This is a genomic window from Mycobacterium sp. NPDC003323, assembly GCF_053589535.1.
The window spans coordinates 829,324-849,202 of record NZ_JBSFSB010000001.1; the positions used below are offsets into that span (position 1 = coordinate 829,324).

The 19,879-nt window shown below is 68.2% G+C and carries 20 protein-coding genes; 11 read left to right on the forward strand and 9 right to left on the reverse strand.

The genetic code is table 11. The features are described 5' to 3' along the window. Both ACWDUN_RS03760 and ACWDUN_RS03765 read right to left on the reverse strand, forming a co-directional pair. Positions 1-1,266, reverse strand: a complete 1,266-nt coding sequence (locus ACWDUN_RS03760; RefSeq protein WP_449924732.1) for an HNH endonuclease — start codon at positions 1,264-1,266, stop codon at positions 1-3. Positions 1,267-1,275: 9 nt separating this feature from the next. Then, positions 1,276-1,827, reverse strand: a complete 552-nt coding sequence (locus ACWDUN_RS03765) for a TetR/AcrR family transcriptional regulator (protein WP_449926239.1) — start codon at positions 1,825-1,827, stop codon at positions 1,276-1,278. A gap of 100 nt (positions 1,828-1,927) precedes the next feature. Between ACWDUN_RS03765 and ACWDUN_RS03770 the strand changes: the two genes are divergently transcribed. The 6 genes from ACWDUN_RS03770 to dxs all read left to right on the forward strand — a co-directional run bounded on the left by ACWDUN_RS03770 (position 1,928) and on the right by dxs (position 6,837). Further along, the gene (locus ACWDUN_RS03770; protein ID WP_449926344.1) at positions 1,928-2,245 is read left to right on the forward strand and encodes a hypothetical protein; all 318 of its coding nucleotides are present in this window, start codon (positions 1,928-1,930) and stop codon (positions 2,243-2,245) included. 64 nt (positions 2,246-2,309) lie between these two features. Next, complete coding sequence (locus ACWDUN_RS03775) at positions 2,310-2,684, forward strand: hypothetical protein (RefSeq protein ID WP_449924736.1); 375 nt, start codon at positions 2,310-2,312, stop codon at positions 2,682-2,684. Positions 2,685-2,716: 32 nt separating this feature from the next. After that, complete coding sequence (locus ACWDUN_RS03780) at positions 2,717-3,001, forward strand: helix-turn-helix transcriptional regulator (RefSeq protein WP_449924738.1); 285 nt, start codon at positions 2,717-2,719, stop codon at positions 2,999-3,001. Continuing rightward, positions 2,994-3,530: a hypothetical protein gene (locus ACWDUN_RS03785; RefSeq protein ID WP_449924740.1), complete on the forward strand. Its 537-nt coding sequence runs from the start codon at positions 2,994-2,996 to the stop codon at positions 3,528-3,530. The genes ACWDUN_RS03780 and ACWDUN_RS03785 overlap by 8 nt, the downstream gene beginning before the upstream one ends. Positions 3,531-3,597: 67 nt before the next feature. Continuing rightward, positions 3,598-4,899 carry a Na+/H+ antiporter NhaA gene (gene nhaA / locus ACWDUN_RS03790; RefSeq protein WP_449924743.1) on the forward strand — a complete coding sequence of 434 codons (1,302 nt, stop codon included), beginning with the start codon at positions 3,598-3,600 and terminating at the stop codon, positions 4,897-4,899. 27 nt (positions 4,900-4,926) lie between these two features. Continuing rightward, positions 4,927-6,837 carry a 1-deoxy-D-xylulose-5-phosphate synthase gene (gene dxs, locus ACWDUN_RS03795; RefSeq protein ID WP_449924746.1) on the forward strand — a complete coding sequence of 637 codons (1,911 nt, stop codon included), beginning with the start codon at positions 4,927-4,929 and terminating at the stop codon, positions 6,835-6,837. A gap of 21 nt (positions 6,838-6,858) precedes the next feature. Here dxs and ACWDUN_RS03800 read toward each other — a convergent pair whose 3' ends face one another. The 3 genes from ACWDUN_RS03800 to ACWDUN_RS03810 are packed head-to-tail and all read right to left on the reverse strand — an operon-like array spanning position 6,859 to position 9,201. Continuing rightward, positions 6,859-7,350 (reverse strand): phosphate-starvation-inducible PsiE family protein, encoded by a 492-nt coding sequence (locus ACWDUN_RS03800; protein ID WP_449924748.1) that lies wholly within the window; start codon positions 7,348-7,350, stop codon positions 6,859-6,861. 14 nt (positions 7,351-7,364) lie between these two features. Continuing rightward, the gene (locus tag ACWDUN_RS03805; RefSeq protein WP_449924751.1) at positions 7,365-8,618 is read right to left on the reverse strand and encodes an HRDC domain-containing protein; all 1,254 of its coding nucleotides are present in this window, start codon (positions 8,616-8,618) and stop codon (positions 7,365-7,367) included. A gap of 1 nt (position 8,619) precedes the next feature. After that, positions 8,620-9,201, reverse strand: coding sequence for a DUF3000 domain-containing protein (locus tag ACWDUN_RS03810; RefSeq protein WP_449924754.1), 582 nt, complete (start codon positions 9,199-9,201; stop codon positions 8,620-8,622). Between the two features lie 79 nt (positions 9,202-9,280). Here ACWDUN_RS03810 and hemE point away from each other — a divergent pair, with 79 nt between their 5' ends. The 4 genes from hemE to ACWDUN_RS03830 are packed head-to-tail and all read left to right on the forward strand — an operon-like array spanning position 9,281 to position 14,754. Then, on the forward strand, positions 9,281-10,330 hold the full coding sequence (hemE, locus tag ACWDUN_RS03815) for a uroporphyrinogen decarboxylase (RefSeq protein ID WP_449924756.1): 1,050 nt from the start codon (positions 9,281-9,283) through the stop codon (positions 10,328-10,330). Beyond that, positions 10,327-11,670, forward strand: a complete 1,344-nt coding sequence (locus ACWDUN_RS03820) for a protoporphyrinogen oxidase (protein ID WP_449924758.1) — start codon at positions 10,327-10,329, stop codon at positions 11,668-11,670. The genes hemE and ACWDUN_RS03820 overlap by 4 nt, the downstream gene beginning before the upstream one ends. 5 nt (positions 11,671-11,675) lie before the next feature. Further along, entirely contained in the window at positions 11,676-12,368 is a 693-nt protein-coding gene (hemQ, locus tag ACWDUN_RS03825; protein WP_449924761.1) for a hydrogen peroxide-dependent heme synthase, read from the forward strand. A gap of 55 nt (positions 12,369-12,423) precedes the next feature. Beyond that, entirely contained in the window at positions 12,424-14,754 is a 2,331-nt protein-coding gene (locus tag ACWDUN_RS03830; RefSeq protein ID WP_449924764.1) for a putative bifunctional diguanylate cyclase/phosphodiesterase, read from the forward strand. On the opposite strand, the gene msrB is transcribed toward ACWDUN_RS03830, so the two are convergent. From msrB to ACWDUN_RS03850, 4 genes are read right to left on the reverse strand one after another with little or no spacing between them, the layout of a single operon-like run. Beyond that, the gene (msrB, locus tag ACWDUN_RS03835; RefSeq protein ID WP_449924766.1) at positions 14,711-15,133 is read right to left on the reverse strand and encodes a peptide-methionine (R)-S-oxide reductase MsrB; all 423 of its coding nucleotides are present in this window, start codon (positions 15,131-15,133) and stop codon (positions 14,711-14,713) included. The two genes, ACWDUN_RS03830 and msrB, sit on opposite strands and share 44 nt — an antisense overlap. Then, positions 15,130-16,401 carry an arabinofuranan 3-O-arabinosyltransferase gene (gene aftC / locus ACWDUN_RS03840; protein WP_449924769.1) on the reverse strand — a complete coding sequence of 424 codons (1,272 nt, stop codon included), beginning with the start codon at positions 16,399-16,401 and terminating at the stop codon, positions 15,130-15,132. Before aftC ends, msrB begins: the two co-directional genes overlap by 4 nt. 35 nt (positions 16,402-16,436) lie before the next feature. Further along, positions 16,437-18,005 (reverse strand): alpha/beta hydrolase, encoded by a 1,569-nt coding sequence (locus tag ACWDUN_RS03845; protein ID WP_449924772.1) that lies wholly within the window; start codon positions 18,003-18,005, stop codon positions 16,437-16,439. Between the two features lie 31 nt (positions 18,006-18,036). Continuing rightward, on the reverse strand, positions 18,037-18,804 hold the full coding sequence (locus tag ACWDUN_RS03850; RefSeq protein ID WP_449924774.1) for a pyrimidine reductase family protein: 768 nt from the start codon (positions 18,802-18,804) through the stop codon (positions 18,037-18,039). 35 nt (positions 18,805-18,839) lie between these two features. Here ACWDUN_RS03850 and zapE point away from each other — a divergent pair, with 35 nt between their 5' ends. Beyond that, on the forward strand, positions 18,840-19,877 hold the full coding sequence (zapE, locus tag ACWDUN_RS03855; protein WP_449924777.1) for a cell division protein ZapE: 1,038 nt from the start codon (positions 18,840-18,842) through the stop codon (positions 19,875-19,877). Positions 19,878-19,879: the final 2 nt, after the last annotated feature.

A 19,879-nucleotide genomic window follows, 5' to 3' on the forward strand; every position in this document is an offset into this window, starting at 1 on the left:
TCAGGCCGCGCGGTTGATCGTGACGAGGTGGACGTCACGGGTCAGTATTCGCATCCCGCCGGCGACCGGTGGTGCCGTCGATCGATAGACCGCGCCGGTCGGGGTGGTGTGTTCGGTGACGTGGTTGCCCGCGGCATCGAAGAACGTCCGGACGTGCCAGCCCGGTTGTTCTTTGGTGTAGTTGCACTGCTCGCAGCACCCTCGGCCATTCAGGGCACTGGTCGGCCCGTGCCGGCTGTGCGGGCGCGCATGGTCGATATGGCGAATCGGCGCATCGCAGAACGGCGTTCGGCAGACCTGGTCGCGTAGGCGGACGAACTGAGCCAGTCCCTTCGGGAACTCGCGGGCGCGGGACTCCATCGCCACCAGCGCTCCGGTCGCCGGGGCGGCGTACAGGCGGCGCAGTTCGACCCAACCCTGTTTGTCGATGGCCTCGGTGATCAGTCGGCGCGCCAGTTCCGCGGGGATCGGGCCGTGATCCTGGACGTACGCCGGGTCATCGCTGTTGCCGACGAGAGCTTCATCGGAGAGGACCACATCGACCGTCATCGGCACCGGTTCCGCGGCGACGCGACCGGTGACGCGCTCATACAGTGTGTCGGCCATGATCTGTCCCCGAGAACGGCCGTCGCCGGTGACGTCGGCCTGTCGTTTGAGGCTGGCGTAGCAGGCCACTCCCTGCGCCAGGGGCATCAGCGCCGTCAGGTACACCATGTTGTCGGCTGCCGGCCGTGTGGACACCGTTCGATCCGCGGGCGCCCTGGCCGCCCTGTCGACAACGGCGTGCGGGTCGAGCCGGTAGGCGATCGTCTTGGCCATGGCCGCGATGCGCGTGTTGCCCAGGCCCTCCAGCGTGGCGGGGTCCGCGCACATCTCCTTGTCGAGGCGGCGGCGATCATCGACGTCCAGGCAGGCCGACTCGCGGACGATGATGGTTGCCCGCCATTCGGAGAGCACCCCGGCCTCCAGGGCCGCCAACGTGTAGGGCATCTCATGGACGAGCGCCTTGGCGAACCCCAGATGTCGGTCGCCCTTCTTGGTCGAGTCTCGGCGGGCCAGGGCGACCTCGGCGGCCAGCCCGCGACCGCGTTTGGCGGCAGGGACGCCGGCGGCGGCCTCGGCGGCCCGTCGTTTCGCCCACCACAGCGCGGTGACCCGCGCCTGGGCAGCGGCCGCGGCCGACTTCAGGCGTTCGAGGTGCGCGACCGTGTCCCGCAGCTCCTCCTCGGAGGCCGCGGGATCCAGATCGAACAAACTTTCGAACACGAATGAAGGCTACACCTGGCGTACGACAAGTGCGGTCTTCAGCAGAGCGAACGTGCGCTCTTCCCAGTTGCCCGGGTCGCCGGTGCGGGCACGTGCCGCGACGTATGTGCCGACTATGGCATCGATCAGCGTCTCCGGATCGAGGCCTGCGGCGATGGCGCCATCGTCGCCGAGTTCGTTGACGACCGCGACCAGGGCGGCGCGCTGCTCGGACAGTACTTCCCTGAACAGCCCGATGAACTCGGGGTCCTCTTCGGTCAACAGTGATGCGAAACCGCCGAATCCGATCCCGCCGTCGACCGCCGCGACGGCTTGTCGGATGAGCCAGCGCAAACGATCGGATGGGTCTGCCCGCGGGGGCGCCGGCGGCGGGGTCATCGACGCCGACAGCGCGGACCTCAGCATCTCGCGGCGGTTTCGAAAGCGGCGATAGATGGTCGTCTTGGCGATGCCGGAGTGCGTCTGAACCCCTTGCACGGTGACAGCCCTCGAACCGCCGGTCCGCAGAAGGTGAAGGGCGGAGTCGGCGATTCGGTCGCCCGTATCCGTCGGCGGTGTCAACAGTTCTCCTCGGCTTGGCTGCCCACAGATTTCAGGCCTGAGACTACGCTGAACGGAGCGATACGCTACGCGTAGCGTATTGTTGGTGATGGTGTTCGAAATGAGAGGTGTGAGTTTGTTCAAGCGTTTTTCGGGTGCATCGCTCGTCTTCCTCGGTTACCTGTGCTGTCTGCTCGGGTTCGCCGTGCTCGGACTGTTCGTCGCGGCGCTGGCGACGCAGAGTCCGCTGGCGTGGCTGGGCGGGCCGGGCGTGGTCATCGCCTTCGGTGCCGCTATCGCAGGCTTGCGAAGTGGCGCGCGGGCCGGCGGCCCGTGGTCCGAGTCGAAGTCCTCTGATGCCGAGCGTTACCGCGCCCGTTATCGCCGCGTCGAACAGTCGGCCGACGAGTCGGGTGAACATCGCGCCGAGGCGGCCTGATCTGGTTCTGGATAACGTGCTGCGATCAGCCTGGAGTGGGTATCCACCGCGCGAGGTGATTGTGATGAGAAATCTGTCGGGGACGACCGTCGCGTACATCGGGTTCATCTTCGGGGTCGTGGGTTTCATGGCGCTGGGCATCTTCATCGCCGGATGGGCTGCGGGGAGTTGGCTGGCGGCGGTGCCCGCGGGTATCGCGGTGGGCGCCTTCATCGCCGCGGTGGTGGAGATCCGCATCGCCGGCCGCCGCGAGGGCGGTCTCTGGGGTAAGCCGATCGATCTGGCCACGTACAAGGCGCGATATCGCGATGGTGCGGCCAGGCGGACACGCCCACGGCATTGGCCCGTCCGGTCCGCCGGTCTGCGGCGCTATCGGCCGCGCCGCCGGACGCGCCATCCGGCCCAGTGGGTGCGCGGCCGGTATACGCACCAGTCTTGACGATTCGTTGGGTTTTCCCAACAATAGGTTGTATGAGCCCGGTGAAACGGGGGGAATCACTTCCCATTCACAACCGTATCCGCGTGCTGCGCGCGGAACGCGGAATGAGCCGGGCCGACCTGGCGGCGCAGATCGAGGTGAACCCGCAGACGGTCGGCGCGCTGGAACGCGGCGACCATTACCCGAGCCTCGATCTGGCCTTCCGGATCTGCGATGTGTTCGATCTTCCGGTCGAGGCGGTGTTCTCACGGACCGAGTTCGCGCCGCTGTCCGCCCAGGTGTACCGACGAATCGAAGGGGGCCGCGACGATGGCTGAGATGGATCTGCTCGAGCGCTACCAGGACTACCGCACCAGACGGTTCCTCAAGCAGGAGAACGTGTGGGCCACGTCGTTACCCGCGTGGCGCAGCCGCCGTCGCAGGCGGATCCTCGTCATCACACTCGCGGTCACCTTTACGTTCATGTTCGGCGTCAGCGTGCTGTGCGCATTCGGTGTCGACTGGGCGCCGCTGCTGTGGCTGCCGGCCTGTCTGGTGTTCTTCCCGGTGTGGATCGCCATGCAGATCGTGTCCAGTCGGCGCGGTGATGCGCCGAAGGGCGCCTTGGACGAATACGAGATCGCCCAACGCAACAGCGCCCGGTCCATCGGGCTGACCATCACACAGAATCTGATGATGATTCCGGTGGCCTACCTGATCTTCGGTGCCGTGATCACCGGGGGCACCGACCCCAACATGCCCTACGCCGGTGGTCTGATGGCACTGACGGTCCTGCTGATCGGTGGCTGCTCGCCGGCGATGATCCTGGGCTGGACCCGCCCCGACGCCGAACTCGACGAGGTGTAATAGGGTCAACTTCCGGTGTGCCGGGAAGTCTGGTCGGCGATCGTGCAACGCCGACCAAGGGAGCCCCATGGACAACCCCGGACTTCTCTCACGCGGCTCATGGCCGGAAGCCCGCAGGGTCTCGGAGATCCTGCGCAAGGAGACCGTCGGCGGCGTCATCCTGCTCGTCGCCGCCGCAGCCGCCATCATCTGGGCCAATTCGCCGTGGGCCCACACCTATTTCGCCATCCGGGATTTCGAGATCGGTGGTGAACCGTTCGGCCTGCACCTGAACCTCAGCGTCGGACACTGGGCCGCCGACGGACTGCTCGCGCTGTTCTTCTTCGTCGTCGGCCTGGAACTCAAACGCGAGTTCGTCGCCGGTGACCTGCGCGACCCTGGCCGTGCCGCGTTGCCGATCGCCGCGGCCGTCGGCGGCATGGCGGTACCCGCGCTGATCTTCGCGGCGGTCGCCGCACGGGGCGGTGAGGGTGCGCTACACGGCTGGGCCATCCCGACCGCGACCGACATCGCCTTCGCGGTGGCCGTGCTCGCCGTGATCTCCACCCATCTGCCGTCGGCCCTGCGGATGTTCCTGCTGACCCTCGCGGTCGTCGACGATCTGCTGGCCATCACCGTGATCGCGGTCTTCTACACCGACGATCTCGACGTCGTCGCGCTCGCCGCGGCGTTGATCCCGTTGGCGCTGTTCGCCCTTTGTGTGCAACGCGGCATCAAGGCCTGGTGGATCCTGATCCCGCTGTCGATCGCGACCTGGGTGCTGATGCACGAATCCGGGGTGCACGCCACCGTCGCCGGTGTGCTGCTCGGCTTCGCGGTGCCCGTCCACCGCTCCGTGACCCGCACGGGCGACGAACTCGGATCGGGGATGGCCGAGTACTTCGAGCACAAGAGCCGGCCGCTGTCGGCCGGTGTCGCCATCCCGGTGTTCGCCTTCTTCGCCGCCGGGGTCAGCCTCGGCGGTTTCAGCGGCTTGGCCAACGCGCTGGCGCATCCGATCACCCTGGGCATCGTGCTCGGCCTCGTCCTGGGCAAGCCGATCGGCATCTTCCTCACCACCTGGACGCTGTCGAAGGTGACCCGCGCGGAGCTGGACTCCACGTTGCGCTGGATCGATGTCCTGGGCGTGTCGATGCTCGCCGGGATCGGGTTCACGGTGTCGCTGCTGATCGGTGATCTTGCTTACGCCGAGCCCGGGCGTGAGGAATTCGTGAAGGTCGGTGTGCTGTCCGGCTCGTTGTCGGCCGCGGTGCTGGCGTCGGTGCTGCTGGCCACCAGGAACGCCGCCTATCGCCGGATCCAGGAAACCGAGACCGCCGACGATGATCACGACGGCGTGCCCGACATCTACCAGCCTCGACAGGACTGACGGGTGACACGTAGGTAAGCTGGCGGGATGCTTAAACAGATCCGCGGACCCGCAGATCTGCAGCGCCTGTCGCAGTCGCAGCTCGACGAGCTGGCCGGTGAGATCCGTGAATTCCTGATTCACAAGGTAGCTGCAACCGGCGGACATTTGGGCCCCAACCTCGGCGTCGTCGAGTTGACCCTGGCACTGCACCGGGTCTTCGACTCGCCGCATGACCCGATCATCTTCGACACCGGGCACCAGTCCTATGTGCACAAGATCTTGACCGGGCGCGCAGCCGATTTCGATCAGCTACGGATGAAGGACGGCCTGTCGGGCTATCCGTCCCGCGCCGAGAGCGAGCACGACTGGGTCGAGTCCAGCCACGCCAGCACCGCGCTGTCCTATGCCGACGGTCTGGCCAAGGCCTTCGAGCTTTCCGGCCACCGCAACCGGCATGTCGTCGCCGTCGTGGGCGACGGCGCGCTCACCGGCGGTATGTGCTGGGAAGCGCTGAACAACATCGCCGGGTCCAACCGGCCGGTGGTCATCGTGGTCAACGACAACGGTCGCAGCTATGCGCCGACGATCGGCGGACTGGCCGATCATCTGGCGGCACTGCAGCTTCAGCCCGGCTACGAGAAGCTGCTGGAGAAGGGCCGCGATGTGGTGCGCGGCGTCCCCGTCATCGGTGAGATCTGCTACCAGTGCATGCACAGCGTCAAGGCCGGCCTCAAGGATGCGTTGCAGCCGCAGGCCATGTTCACCGACCTGGGCCTGAAGTACGTCGGCCCGATCGACGGCCACGACGAGCACGCCGTCGAGGCGGCGCTGCGGCACGCGCGTGGTTTCAACGCGCCGGTGATCGTGCATGTCGTCACCCGCAAGGGCATGGGTTTTGCGCCCGCCGAGGCCGACGAGGCCGAACAGATGCATGCCTGCGGCATCATCGATCCCGTGACCGGTCTGGCGACCTCGGAGTCCGCCCCCGGCTGGACCGGCACCTTCTCCGACGAGCTGATCCGGATCGCGCGTCGACGCCGCGACATCGTGGCGATCACCGCGGCGATGCCCGGCCCGACCGGCCTGGCAGCGTTCGGCCAGCAGTACCCGGACCGGCTGTTCGACGTCGGCATCGCCGAGCAGCACGCCATGACCTCGGCGGCCGGCCTGGCCATGGGCGGTATGCACCCGGTGGTTGCGGTCTACTCCACCTTCCTCAACCGCGCCTTCGACCAGATGATGATGGACGTTGCCCTGCACCAGTTGCCGGTGACGATCGTGCTGGACCGCGCCGGTGTCACCGGCCCCGACGGCGCCAGCCATCACGGTGTGTGGGACCTGTCGATCCTGGGCATCGTGCCGGGGATGCGGGTGGCCGCGCCGCGCGATGCATCCCGGCTGCGTGAGGAACTCGGTGAGGCGCTCGACGTCAAGGACGGCCCGACCGCCATCCGATTCCCCAAGGGTGCTGTGGGCGAAGACATTCCGGCCATCGAGCGGCGCGACGGTGTGGACATCCTGGCCAAGCCCGGCCCCGGATCATCCGAGGATGTGCTGCTGATCGCCGTCGGCTCCTTCGCCCAGATGGGTCTGGCCGTCGCACAGCGTCTGCAGCAGCAGGGCATCGGCGTGACGGTCGTGGATCCGCGCTGGGTGCTGCCGGTTCCGCAGGCGCTGCATGCCCTGGCCAGAGCGCACAAACTCGTCGTCACCCTCGAGGACAACGGGGTCCACGGCGGCATCGGGTCCTCGGTGTCGGCGGCTCTGCGGCACAACGAGATCGACGTGCCGTGCCGCGATGTGGGTGTGCCGCAGGAGTTTCAGGTGCATGCCTCCCGCGGTGAGGTGCTCACCGAGGTCGGGTTGACCGATCAGCACATCGCCCGCCAGATCACCGGATGGGTGGCGGCGCTGGGCTCGGCGGTCGGCGACCGGGTCGAGAACAGCGTCGACTAGTCGGCTCTGTCTGCGTGGCGCTCAGTCGTCCTCGTCAGGCGGAGCCGCCAGGCGGCGTTGTCTGAGCACCCACGCCGCCACCGCCAGTACCAGCACCAGTGCGCCGAGCACCCCGGTCTGCACGATGGTCCGGGCGAATTCCGGCCCCTGGCCCACGAGCTTGGCCGCCTCCACCGACTGCACCACGATCTCTTTGATACAAGCCAGGATTCCGACGATCAGAAACGGTTCGACGGCGATCTCGTGGGACCGCAGGCTGGTCCGCACGGCGTAGAGCAATTCGACGAAGATGAAGATCAGCAGCACGCCGTCCAGGAGTTCCAGCATGACGTTGGAGGTGGGCTTGTCCAACAGCGAGAACATGGTCCTGACCTGGGCCACCAGCAAGGCCACCGCTCCGGCCACCAGAATCGCCGCGATGGCCCAGTAGACGGCGTCCTCGACGATGCTGAGGACGCGATCGGCGAACCGCTGGCGGTCCTTCTCGTCGTGCGTCTCGTCTTTTTCGGCCACGTCGGCGTCCTCCGCTACGCGTCGGGCTGTGTAGTCAAGGCTGTCGTCAGCACCGGCACCGTCAACTCCCGCTGCCATGGCCGCGCACCGCAGGCCACCAGGAAATCCTCGACACCGGCCCGCACATCGGGCACCGGTTGCCAATCCCAGCACAAGCGGCGGACCGTATCCGGGGTCAGCAGATTCTCGGTGGGCACCGAAACACGTTGCGACAGTTCGGCCAGCCCGGTGCGGGCGGCCTCCAGACGTTCGGCGGCCTCGGGTTTGCGCCGCGACCACCGTGCCGGCGGCGGCGGACCGGTGGTGGGCTCCGAGCCGGTGGGCGGATCGGGGTCGGTGCGGGCCCGGGCCAGCGCATCCAGCCATACCTGTGCACTGCGCCGCTGCCGGCTGCCGCCGAACACCGGAAGCGCGGTGAGCTTTTCGATCGTGTCGGGATCGGTCGTCGCGGCATTGATGATCGCCGCGTCGGGCAGGATGCGTCCGGGCGCGATATCCCGGCGCTGCGCGATGTGGTCGCGGGTGACCCACAGTTCACGCACGGCGGCCAGGGCGCGCGGATCGCGCACCTTGTGGATGCCCGATGTCCGCCGCCAACGGTCGCGCCGGGTGGTCGGCGGTTCGGCGGTGCGCAGATGCTCGAATTCCTGTGCCGCCCACTCGGTCTTACCCTGTTCGGCCAGCACCGCGGCGACGGCCTCGCGCAGTTCCAGCAGCACCTCGACATCCAGCGCGGCGTAGTTCAGCCAGTCCGCCGGCAGCGGCCGCTTGGACCAGTCGGCGGCGCCGTGACCCTTCACCAGGCCCAGACCGAGCAGCCGACGCACCATCTCGGCGAGGTTGACCCGCTCGAACCCGGCCAGCCGCGCACCGAGCTCGGTGTCGTACAACCGCGGCGGGGTCATCCCCAGTTCGGCCAGGCACGGCAGATCCTGATCGGCGGCGTGCAGCACCCATTCATCGGTGCTCAGCACCTGCGCCAGCGGCGCCATCACGGTCAACGAGTCCCCGCCGTGATTCACCGGGTCGATCAGCACGGTGCCGGCGCCGGCCCGGCGGATCTGGATCAGATAGGCACGATTGGAGTAGCGGAACCCGGACGCCCGCTCGGCGTCGATGGCGAACGGCCCGGTGCCCGACGCCAGCAGATCGGCGGCCTTGACCATGTCGCTGGGGTAGAACGCCACCGGTGGCACCCCATCTGCAGGGGCCAGCAGGGGAGTTGCTTCCGGCTCGGGCTCGGCCCCGGTTTCCTCGGATTCGGTCATGTCAGGCGCGGGTGCGGGATCCCAAGCTCGTCACGCCGGCGGGCGGCAGTCCGGCCGCGTGCTCGAGGACCTCGCAGAATGCCTGTACGTGCGGTCCCAACTCCAGATCGGTCGCCGTCCACGACGCCCGCAATTCCAGTTGGTGCGCGCGCGGCGGCCCGGAGATGTCGCCGTAGCGCACCGACGTGGTGGCGGTGACGGTGCCGCCCAGGGCGGTGACCGCCTCGGCATGGCTGGCCAGCGCATCCGCCAACCAGCTCCATGCGACCTCGGGCAGCAGTGGGTCCACGGCCTCGCTGGAGTCCAGGTCGGCCTGGATATAGGCGACCAGGCGCATGGTGCCGTCCCAGGCCTCGGCGCCCTCGGGATCGTGTAGCAGGATCAGCCGGCCGAACGCGTCACCCTCGGAGCGCTCCGGCACGATGGCGGTATCGGGGTGGCGGACCTCGGCGCCCAGCGCATAGCTGAACGGGGCCAGCCGCTGCGGCGGACGGATCGGCCCGAGCTCGATCTCCGGCCGCACGGTAGCGGCATTCATCGCCGCAACCGCGGTGCGGAACTGAGCCGGTTCGGCGGACGTCACAGTGACCGACGCTAGCCCCAACTGGTCTCAGCCTTGCGCAGGCGCGCCGACTTCGCGGCGCGTGGCAACATAGGGGCCGATGAGCACCCGTCGTGACCTGCCAGAGTCGTCGTTCCTGGCCGCCGCCGCCGGCCGCACCCCGACCCGCACCCCGGTGTGGTTCATGCGGCAGGCCGGACGTTCGCTGCCCGAGTACCGGGCCCTGCGGGCACAGCACAGCATGTTGGCTGCCTGCTTCGATCCGGAACTGGTCTGTGAGATCACCCTGCAACCGGTCCGCCGGCACGGGGTGGACGCGGCCATCCTGTTCTCCGACATCGTGGTGCCGCTGCGCGCCGCGGGCGTTGCGCTGGACATCGTGCCCGACGTCGGCCCGGTGATCGAGCACCCGATCCGGTCGCGCGCCGACGTCGACGCGCTCAAGCCACTGGAACGCTCGCAGGTCGCGCCGGTCAGCGAGGCCGTCGCACTGCTGGTGTCCGCCCTCGGTGAGGTTCCGCTGATCGGTTTCGCCGGCGCCCCGTTCACCCTGGCGTCGTATCTGGTGGAGGGCGGTCCCAGCCGCAACCACGAGAAGACCAAGGCGATGATGCTCGGTGAGCCGCAGACCTGGCACGCGCTGATGACCTCGCTGACGGATCTGACAATCGCCTTCCTGCAGGCTCAACTCGATGCCGGCGTGGACGCCATCCAACTGTTCGATTCGTGGGCGGGCACGCTGTCGCTGGCCGACTACCGCGCCTACGTGTTGCCGCACAGCTCGCGGATCTTCGCGACGCTCGCCTCGGCAGGGGTCCCCATGACCCACTTCGGTGTCGGTACCGCCGAACTGCTCGGCGCGATGGGCGAGGCCGGTGCCACCGTGGTCGGCGTCGACTGGCGCACCTCGCTGGCGGCGGCCGCCCAGCGCGTCGGCGCCGGTAAGGCGCTGCAGGGCAATTTGGACCCGGTGACGCTGTTCGCCGGATGGCCGGTGGTCGAACGCGCCGCGCGCAGTGTCGTCGAGGATGGTCGGGCGGCGATCGAGGCCGGGGCGTCCGGCCATATCTTCAACCTCGGCCACGGTGTGCTGCCCGCCACCGATCCCGGGGTGGTGACCGACCTCGTCGCGCTGGTGCATTCGTTGTGACGTCGACGTATTGCGTTGTCGGTGGCGGTATCTCGGGTTTGACCGCCGCCTACCGGCTGCGCGTCGCGGCCGGTCCGGACGCGAACATCACACTGTTCGATCCGGCCGACCGGCTCGGCGGGGTGCTGCGCACCGAACAGGTCGGCGGCATGACGATGGATCTGGGCGCCGAGGCATTCATCACCCGCCGGCCCGAGGTGCCGGCCCTGCTCGCCGAGCTGGGCCTGACCCATCGTCAGGTCGCCAGCGCCGGTGCCCGGCCACTGATCTACAGCCAGGGCCGGCTGCATCCACTGCCCACCGGCACGCTGCAGGGTGTCCCGGTGCACGCCGATTCGGTGGCCGGCCTGGTGGACGACGCCACCGTGGCCCGGATCGTCGACGAGCCGCGTCGTCCGCTGAACTGGCGGCCCGGCGCCGACCCCTCGGTGGCCGAACTGATCGGCGACCGCTTCGGCTCCCAGGTGGTGACGCGCTCGGTGGAGCCGCTGTTGACCGGGGTGTACGCCGGATCGGCGGCCACCATCGGGCTGCGCGCGGCGTTCCCGACGCTGGCCACCGCGCTGGACCGCGGGGCACGCAACCTCACCGAGGCGGTCCGCACCGCACTGCCGCCACCGCAACCCGGTGCGGTGTTCGGGGCGCTGGACGGCGGCTACGGTGTGCTCGTCGACGAATTGGCCCGCCAATCCGGGTTGCGCTGGGCACATGTGGGCATCGAGTCGGTGGTGCCGTCCGGGCGCGGCTGGGAGCTGGTCGACGACGAAGGCGGCCGCTGGCGCGCCGACGCCGTCGTGCTGGCGGTGCCCGCCCCACGACTGGCCCGCCTGATCGAGCCCATCGCGGCGCGCAGCGCGGCCGCCGCCCGGCGCATCCCGGTGGCCTCGACCGCGCTCGTGGCGCTCGCACTGCCCGGCGGGACACCGCTGCCGGACCAGTCCGGTGTGCTGGTGGCCTCCGGCGAGCAGTTGCACACCAAGGCGATCACGCTGACCTCACGCAAGTGGGGCAGGCGCGGCAACGTCGAACTGGTGCGGTTGTCCTACGGCCGCTTCGGCGACACCATGGCCCGCAGCGTCGGGGACGACGACATGCTGAACTGGTCGCTGGCCGATCTGCAGGACGTTTTCGGCATCGCCGCGGACCCGGTCGACTACCGCGTGCAGCGCTGGATCGAGGCCATGCCGCAATATGGTCCCGGCCACGCCGATCTGGTGGCCGAACTGCGCGCCGGTCTGCCGCCGGCGCTGGCCGTCGCCGGCGGTTATCTGGACGGGATCGGGGTGCCCGCCTGTGTCGGGTCCGGTGCCAAGGCGGCCGCACGGCTGGTGGCAGGATAGGGCGTATGGCCAAGCTCGATTACGACACGCTGAACTCGATGACCAGGTACATGATGATCTCGGTTTTCGCCGTCCAGCCCGAGGCGCTGGACGAGGACCGCAGCTCCGTCATCGACGAGACCGCGACGTTCCTCAAAGAGCAGGAGGAGCACGGTGTCGTGGTCCGCGGCCTCTACGACGTCACCGGTTTCCGGGCCGACGCCGATTACATGATCTGGACGCACGCCGAACGGATCGAGGATCTGCAGGCGACCTACTCGGCGTTCCGGCGCACCACGCTGGGGCTGGCCAGCGACCCGGTGTGGAGCGTGGTCGCCCTGCACCGGCCGGCCGAGTTCAACAAGAGCCATGTGCCGGCATTCATCGCCGGTGAGGATCCCGGTGACTACATCTGCGTGTATCCCTTTGTGCGGTCGCTGGATTGGTATCTGCTGCCCGAGGACGAGCGGCGCAAGATGCTCGTCGAGCACGGGATGGCCGGACGCGAATACCCCGACGTGCGAGCCAACACCGTGCCGGCATTCGCGCTCGGTGATTACGAGTGGATCCTGGCCTTCGAGGGCCCGGACCTGGCCCGCATCGTCGAGCTCATGTGGAAACTGCGGTACACCGACGCGCGGCGCCACGTGCGCGAGGAGACGCCGTTCTTCACCGGTCCGCGGGTGGGTGTCGAGCAGTTGCTGTCGAAGCTGCCGTAACGGCGGTCCCGTCAGTCGCGGCCCCCGGATCGCCGATGTTTGCTAGCGTTCGGGAATGCCGATAGCCGGCAGGATCGGGGTGGTGGCTGCGGTCGCCACCTCGGCGTTCTGTGTCTGGCTGATCGGCGGCTGGGGTTCGGCGCAGACCCGCCTCGCCGTCGAGGATCTGGCCTTCGTGTTCATCGCGGTCTTCGTCACCGCGTGCTGTGCCCACGCCGCCTGGCGGGCGCGCGGCCGAGACCGTTCGGTCTGGGTGTGCGTGAGCATCGGGATGGCCGGATACACGGCAGGTTCGGTGATCTGGGCGTATTACGAATGGTGGCTGGCGGTGTCGCCGTTCCCGACGGTCGCCGATATCGCCTACCTGATGTTGCCCGTGTTCGTCTGCGTCGGCCTGCTTGCGGTGCCCGCCGGCGCCTCAACCTACACCCACGGCAGGTTGGTGCTCGACGGTTTCATCGTGGCGGTCGCGTTCTTCCAGATCGGCTGGTGGACAGTGCTGGATCAGCTGTTCACCTCCGGCGGGAGCAGTCGGTTCGCCGTCGGTCTCGCGCTGGCCTATCCGGTGCTCGACCTCGGTGTGCTGACCGTCGCGGTGCTGGTCCTGGGCCGCGCCAAACCCAGTCAGCGGAGGTCGCTCGCGTTGCTGGTGTGCGGGATGACTTTGATGGCCATCGCCGACGGGATCTTCGTATACACCAACGCCCACAACGATTTCGCCGCCGTCACCTTCGGCAGCGTCGGCTGGGCACTGGGACTGTTGCTGATCGCGCTGGCGGCACTGAGTTCGCAGCGGGGAACCGGCGCCGGCATCGACAGCGATCAGCGGATCTCCCGTGCGGCGATGTGGCTGCCCTATGTGCCCATCGTGGCGGCGATGGTGGCGGCGACCGTGCGGTTCGCCGCGACACCCGGAATCCCGCCGGCGCTGATCGCCTCGGTGCTGCTGATCGTGTTGGTGTTGCTGCGCCAGTTCATCGTCGTCGGCGAGAACCGGCGGCTGCTGGAAACCGTTGCGGCACAAGCGATGCGGGATCCGCTGACCGGGCTGGCGAACCGGGCGTTGTTCGCCGATCGCCTGGCCCACGCCGTGGCGTTGCATCACCGCGACGAGCAGTCGGTGACGGTGTTGTCACTGGATCTCGACGACTTCAAGTTGGTCAACGACGGACTGGGCCATCTGGCCGGCGATTCGCTGCTGGTGCAGGCGGCCGAACGGATCATCGGGCACACCAGGACCAGTGACACGGTGGCCCGCATGGGTGGCGACGAGTTCGTGGTGTTGATGGAGGGCGACGAGGTCCAGGCCCGGCTGGTGGCCAACCGGGTGGTGGCCGCCTTCGGTGAACCCTTCGTCGTCGACGGCCACGAGTTGTTGTTGTGTCCCAGTGCGGGACTGGCCGTCGCCACCTCGCACGGACCGCGACTGACGGCGGAGGAGCTGCTCAAGCGCGCCGATGTGGCGATGTATGCCGCCAAACGCACCCGGATCCGCGGTGTGCGTGCCTATTCCGACGACGACGTGCTCGTCGGGGATGCCGACCACACCGAACAACGTCGCATCGCCGCCGTCGATGCCGTCGACAGTGCGGTGGCCATCCAGACACTGGGGCAGCTGCGACAGGCCATCGACAACCGCGAACTGACCCTGGTGTACCAGCCGAAATTCGACCTGCACGACGACACGCTCGTGGGTATCGAGGCGCTGGTGCGGTGGCCGCACCCGGACCGGGGTCTGCTGGGCCCGGATCATTTCCTGCAGCTGGTACGTGACCACGGGCTCATGCGCCCGATCAACGAACTCGTCCTGGATCAGGCGCTCGACCAGGTGGCCCAGTGGCGTGATCTCGGGTTCTCGGTTCCGGTGGCGGTCAACGTGTTCGCGCCGTCGCTGGCCGACCGTGAGCTGCCCGTCCGCATCGAGCGGGCGTTGCAGTCGCGCGATCTGCCCTTCGGGCTGCTGACGGTGGAGATCACCGAGGACCTGCTGATCGAGAACAATCAGCTCGTCGGGGCCGTCATCACCCGGCTGCGCGAAAACGGTGTCCGGGTCGCCATCGACGACTTCGGCAGCGGCTTCTCGGCCCTGTCGTACCTGCGCGATCTGTACATCGACGAACTCAAACTGGACCGCGGTTTCGTCACGGCGCTGACCGACGATCGGCGGGCGGCCGCCATCGTCCGGTCGGTGATCGACCTGGCGCGCGAGCTGGGGCTGACCACCGTCGCCGAGGGTGTCGAGACCGCCGAAACCGCTTCGGTGCTCCGGGATTTCGGATGCCAGGTGGGGCAGGGCTACCTGTTCAGTGAGCCGTTGGCGCCCCAGGAGATGCTGGCGCTGCTCAGGTCGCGCTGGTCGGCACCAGACGCAGCGATATCGAGTTGATGCAATACCGCTGGTCGGTGGGAGTCGGATAGCCCTCACCCTCGAAGACGTGACCGAGATGACTGTGACAACTGGCGCACAGCACCTCCACCCGCGTCATGCCCAGTGAGTCGTCGCGGCGCAGGATCACCGCGTCGGAATCGGCGGGGTCGAAGAATGACGGCCAGCCGCAGTGCGATTCGAACTTCTCGGTGCTGCGGAACAACTCGGCGCCGCACGCACGGCATTCGTACACGCCGGCGGTCTTGGTGTCGGTGTATTCACCGGTGAACGGTCGCTCGGTGCCGGCCCGGCGCAGCACCTGGAATTCGGCGGCGGTGAGCTTTTCGCGCCACTCGTCGTCGCTCAGCTGCACTCTGGGAGCGGGTTCGGTCGTCATGAATTCACGCTAGCGCGCCGATCGGCATCCGTCATCCATGGCGGATCGATACCGGAGTCGAGCCGGTTGTCGGCCTTGGCGTTCAGGTAGCGGAAGTACAGCACACAGAACACCACGATCAGCATCAGCGACCAGCCGTAGGTGATCTTCATGTACTCCAGGAACCGTCCGGTTGTCGGCCAGTGGGCCAGCAGCCAGCGATCCATCGTCATGAATCCGTATACCGCCAGCCAGGCCGGCCAGTTGTGCAGCACGGAGTTTCGCAGCACCACTGTCATCAGGAACGGGAACAGCATCGTGGAGTAGTAACCCTGGCCCAGTGACAGCACCAGGAACGATGCGGTGAGCAACACCCCGGACGAGGTCAGCAGCCAGAACAGCGGGTCGCGCTGCCGGTAGTACCGGTACAGCAGGTACAGGCTGCCCGCGGCCAGCAGCAGGAACACGATGCGCAGCGTCAGGATCAGCCACATCGGCAGGCCGTAGTAGATGCCGTTGCCCAGGATCGAGGAGTTGAAGTAGTCGCGGGTCTCCATGATGTAGGGCACGGTGCGCCGCACGAAGTTCATCGGATCCGACACCAGCGGCCAGGCCGCCGCGTTGAACACCAGCGGCACACCGACGGCGGTGATCAACGTGTAGAACTGGCGGTTGAGCACCGGTAGCAGCAACAGCGGCGCGAGCGAGGGTTTGACGACCAGCGTCAGGCCGATGGCCGCGCCGGCGAGCAGTTCGGCATTGCGGCCGCCCTTGAGCAGGTACCGGAAGAACAACACCGCACCCAGCAGCATGCACCCGTTGATGTTGGTGAAAACCAAGGTGTTGGTGACGGATTCGGTGCAGAACATGGCCAGCACCAGAGCCGGTGCGGCCACCGAGGACAGCGTGTAGTCGAACATCCGCAGCAGTAGGTACGCCGCGATCAGGAAGGCCAGGACGTTGAAGGTGATGTACCAGTAGCGCGCGGCGTCCACCGGCAGGTAGCCGAACGGCGCCAGCAGCAGCGTGCCGCCCGGCGGGTACAGGTAGTGCGGGTCTACGTGGTTGAAGTTCTCGTTGTAGATGTCCCAGCCCATTTTGAAGTTGATGACGGCGCGGTAGACCGGGCCGAAGTCATCGGTGATGTAGCCGTTGGTGCCCAGTACGTAACTGCGGTGGATCACCGACAGGATGGCGATGGGCCACAGGACGGACCGCAGGATCGTTGCGGTGCTCGGCGGTGAGGTGCTGGGGCGGAACGCGTTCAGGACTGAGGGCAGCAACGACACCTGCGCAATTTACACCGGACCGCCTGACGGCCTCCTCAGGCAGGGCAGAACGTGTCGGTCTCGGGCAGTTTGCCCTCGGCCAGGTAGCCGATCACCGGCGGCAGCGCGCACGGCGAATAGATGCCGGCGCCGTGTCCGATGCCCTGGAAGATCACCCGCTTGCTGTTCGATCCGGCATTGATGATCGTCGCCGCCACCGCAGCCACGCCCTCGTTGCCGATGATCGGGTCGTTCTGCACGCCGAGCAGCAGTGTCGGGATCTTCAGGTTGGCAGGGTCCTCGGGCGCGGTGCCGCTGGGCCAGCTCAGGCAGTCGACCATGCGCAGCGCGCCGACCGAGCCGAACTGCGGGTAGATGCGGTCCCAGGCGACGACGAGTTCGCGCACCCGGTCCGGCGTGGGCCGGTTGAGGGCGTCGCTGCAGCTGTTGACGAACTGGCCATCGGTCCGGCGTAGGTCCTCGGCCTGGGCGATCAGATCGGTCATCGCGGCGGTGTCACCGCCGCGGGCCGAGGCGATGGCACCGGCCAGCGCGTTGGTGGCGGCCACCCGGTCACCGCGCGGGTAGGCCAGCGCGGTGGTGATGGCATCGGCGACGGCCGCCTCGGATGCGCCGTTGGGGCCGTTGCCGTCGCGTGCCGCGCTGAGCAGCGCGTCGACCGCGCCCTTGGGGTCGGGGCCCAGCGGGCAGTTGACGGCGGTGCACTGCTGGGCGAACGCGTCGAGTGCGGCCTGCTGACCCTTGACCTTCTGTTCGGCGGCGGCCTCGGCCCCGATCGCCAGCGGCAGCGGCGAGTCGAGCACCAATCGCGACACCTTGTCCGGGTGCGAGCCGGCGTAGGCCAGCGCGACCTGTGCGCCGTTGCCGATGCCCAGCAGCGCGATGGTGGGCACCTCCCAGGTGCTGCGCAGCCGCTCGATGTCCTCGGCGGCGTGGGCGTTGTCGTATGCCGAGTCGCCGGGGGCGATCTGGTCGGTGCAGGTGGTGGTCGCGGTCTGCACGATCGCGCTCAGATTGGCCACCGGATCATCACCGGGCTCGAACTGGGTCTGGTCGATCATCTCCTGACGGTCGAACAGGTCGCGGCATTCGATCGCCTCGGACAGGCCCATCCCGCGCCGGTCGACGGCGACGATCGGATGGGTCTTGAGCACATCGGTGCCCGACCGCGACAGCCAGACCGGAAGCTGCGTCGAGGAGGGCAGGTCGCTCCCGGTGGTCATCACCAGCGGGCCGGCATCGTCGGGTGTGTCGGCGCTGCTCGCCCGGACGACACCGATGTTCAGGGATCCGGTGGCCCCCTTGATGGGATCCAGGTCGGCGACGTAGTCGGCGCATTCCAGGGTGACGCCGGGTACGGCCGGCACGGCGGCGTCGCGGAACGTTTGCGCCGTGCAGTCCGACCAGTTCAGCGGATCGTTCTGGGGGGCCTCCACCGCGGGAGGGCCGGCCGCGGCGGTGGTCGGTTCCGGCACACCCTGCGGGCCGGCACCGTCATCGGTGGCGTAGCGCGGGTTGGCGGCCAGCAGCGGGGCGCACGATGTCAGCAGGACTGTGACCGCAGACAGGGCGATCGCCGACTTCAGGCCAGGCACCACACGCATGCCGACCACAGTAGCGATCGACGGCGCCGGATCAGTCGCGGCTGTAGCGCGTGTACAGGTAACCGTCGTCGTCGGTGAGCGTGTGTCTGCGCCGCATCCGGGTGAGCGCCTCGGAGTGGCCCTCGGTGATGCGTTTGGCGGTCCCGCCCACCAGGGTGGGGGCGATGGTCAGGCACAGCTCGTCGAGCATGCCGCCGGCGATCAGCGCGCCCAGCAGGCTGGGACCGCCCTCGGTGAGCACGCGCATGAGGTTGCGCTCGGCCAGCGTGCGCAACGCGACGGAGAGGTCGACGGCGCCGGGATCGTCCGACGAGCAGTCGTGCACATCGGCCAGTCCGGCCAGCCGGGTGCGGGTGTCGGCGGCCGAGTTGCGGGCGGTCAGGATCAGCGGGGCGATCTCGGTCTGGGTGAACACCGGCAGCGTGTGGTCCAGCGAGCCGGACCGGGTGACGATGGCGATCGGCGGTACCTCGCCCTGTCCGCGGGCGTTGCGGCGCTGCCGCTCGGCGGCACCGAGTTGCGCGCCCGAATACCCCTCGACGCGCACCGTGCCCGCGCCCACCAGCACCACATCGGCCAGCTCGCGCATCAGTCGGTACAACGCCCGGTCGCCGGGGCCGCCCAGCACACCGGATCTGCCCTCGGCGGTGGCCGCACCGTCGAGGCTGCTGATGAAGTTGGCCCGCACCCAGCATGACCGCGGATCCTCGGGGTAGGCGTACCGCTGCGCGAGCTCGGTGTCCGGGGTGTCGACGGGTCCCAGCGTTGTGAATTCCGTCCCAGCGGCGCTATCCGGCATGGGTTTCATTGCAGCACGTCGATAGGGTGCACGACATGCAAAGCGGCGCAGGTGTCGACGGCCTGGTGGATCGGCACCCGAAAGTCACGCCGGAACAACTGGTGGCGCGGTTGGTCCCGCCGCCGACGTTCGCCGATGTCAGCTTCGACACCTATCGACCCGATCCGGCAGAACCGTCGCAGGCCGCGGCCGTGGAGAAGTGCCGGTCGTTCTGTGATCAGGCGCTGCAGCGCCGGGCCGGCAAGAAGAAACTGTTCGGCAAGAAAGAGGTGCTGCCCGGCGTCGGGGTGTACCTCGACGGCGGGTTCGGCGTCGGCAAGACCCACCTGCTGGCCTCGACCTATTACGCGCTGTCGGGCGCCGATGTGGCGCCGACGGCGTTCGCGACCTTCGGTGAGCTGACGCAGCTGGCCGGGGTCTTCGGCTTCACCGAGTGCATCGATCTGCTCGGCGAGTACGTGGTGGTCTGCATCGACGAGTTCGAGCTCGACGACCCGGGCAACACCACGCTGATCTCGCGGCTGCTGTCGGCGCTGGTGGAGCGCGGGGTGTCCATCGCCGCCACCTCCAACACCCTGCCCGAGCAGCTGGGGGAGGGCCGGTTCGCCGCGCAGGACTTCCTGCGGGAGATCAACACCCTGGCAGCGATCTTCACGACCGTGCGCGTCGAGGGCCCGGACTACCGGCACCGCGGGTTGCCGCCGGCTCCCGAGCCGCTGTCCGACGACGAGGTTCGCGCCCGTGCCACCGGGGTCGACGGTGCGACCTTGGATGATTTCGACGCCTTGTGCGCGCACCTGGCGACCATGCATCCTTCGCGCTACCACGCGTTGATCGACGGGGTGAAGGAAGTGTTCATCACCGGTGTGCACCCGATCACCGATCAGAGCGTCGCGCTGCGGCTGGTGGCGTTGACCGACCGGCTCTATGACGCCGGCGTGCCGATCCTGGCCTCGGGGACCAAGCTGGACACCATCTTCAGCGACGAGATGGTCGCCGGTGGCTTCCGCAAGAAGTACCTGCGCGCCACCTCGCGTCTGTTGGCGCTGACGGCCGCGGCGCAGTCGAAGTAGGG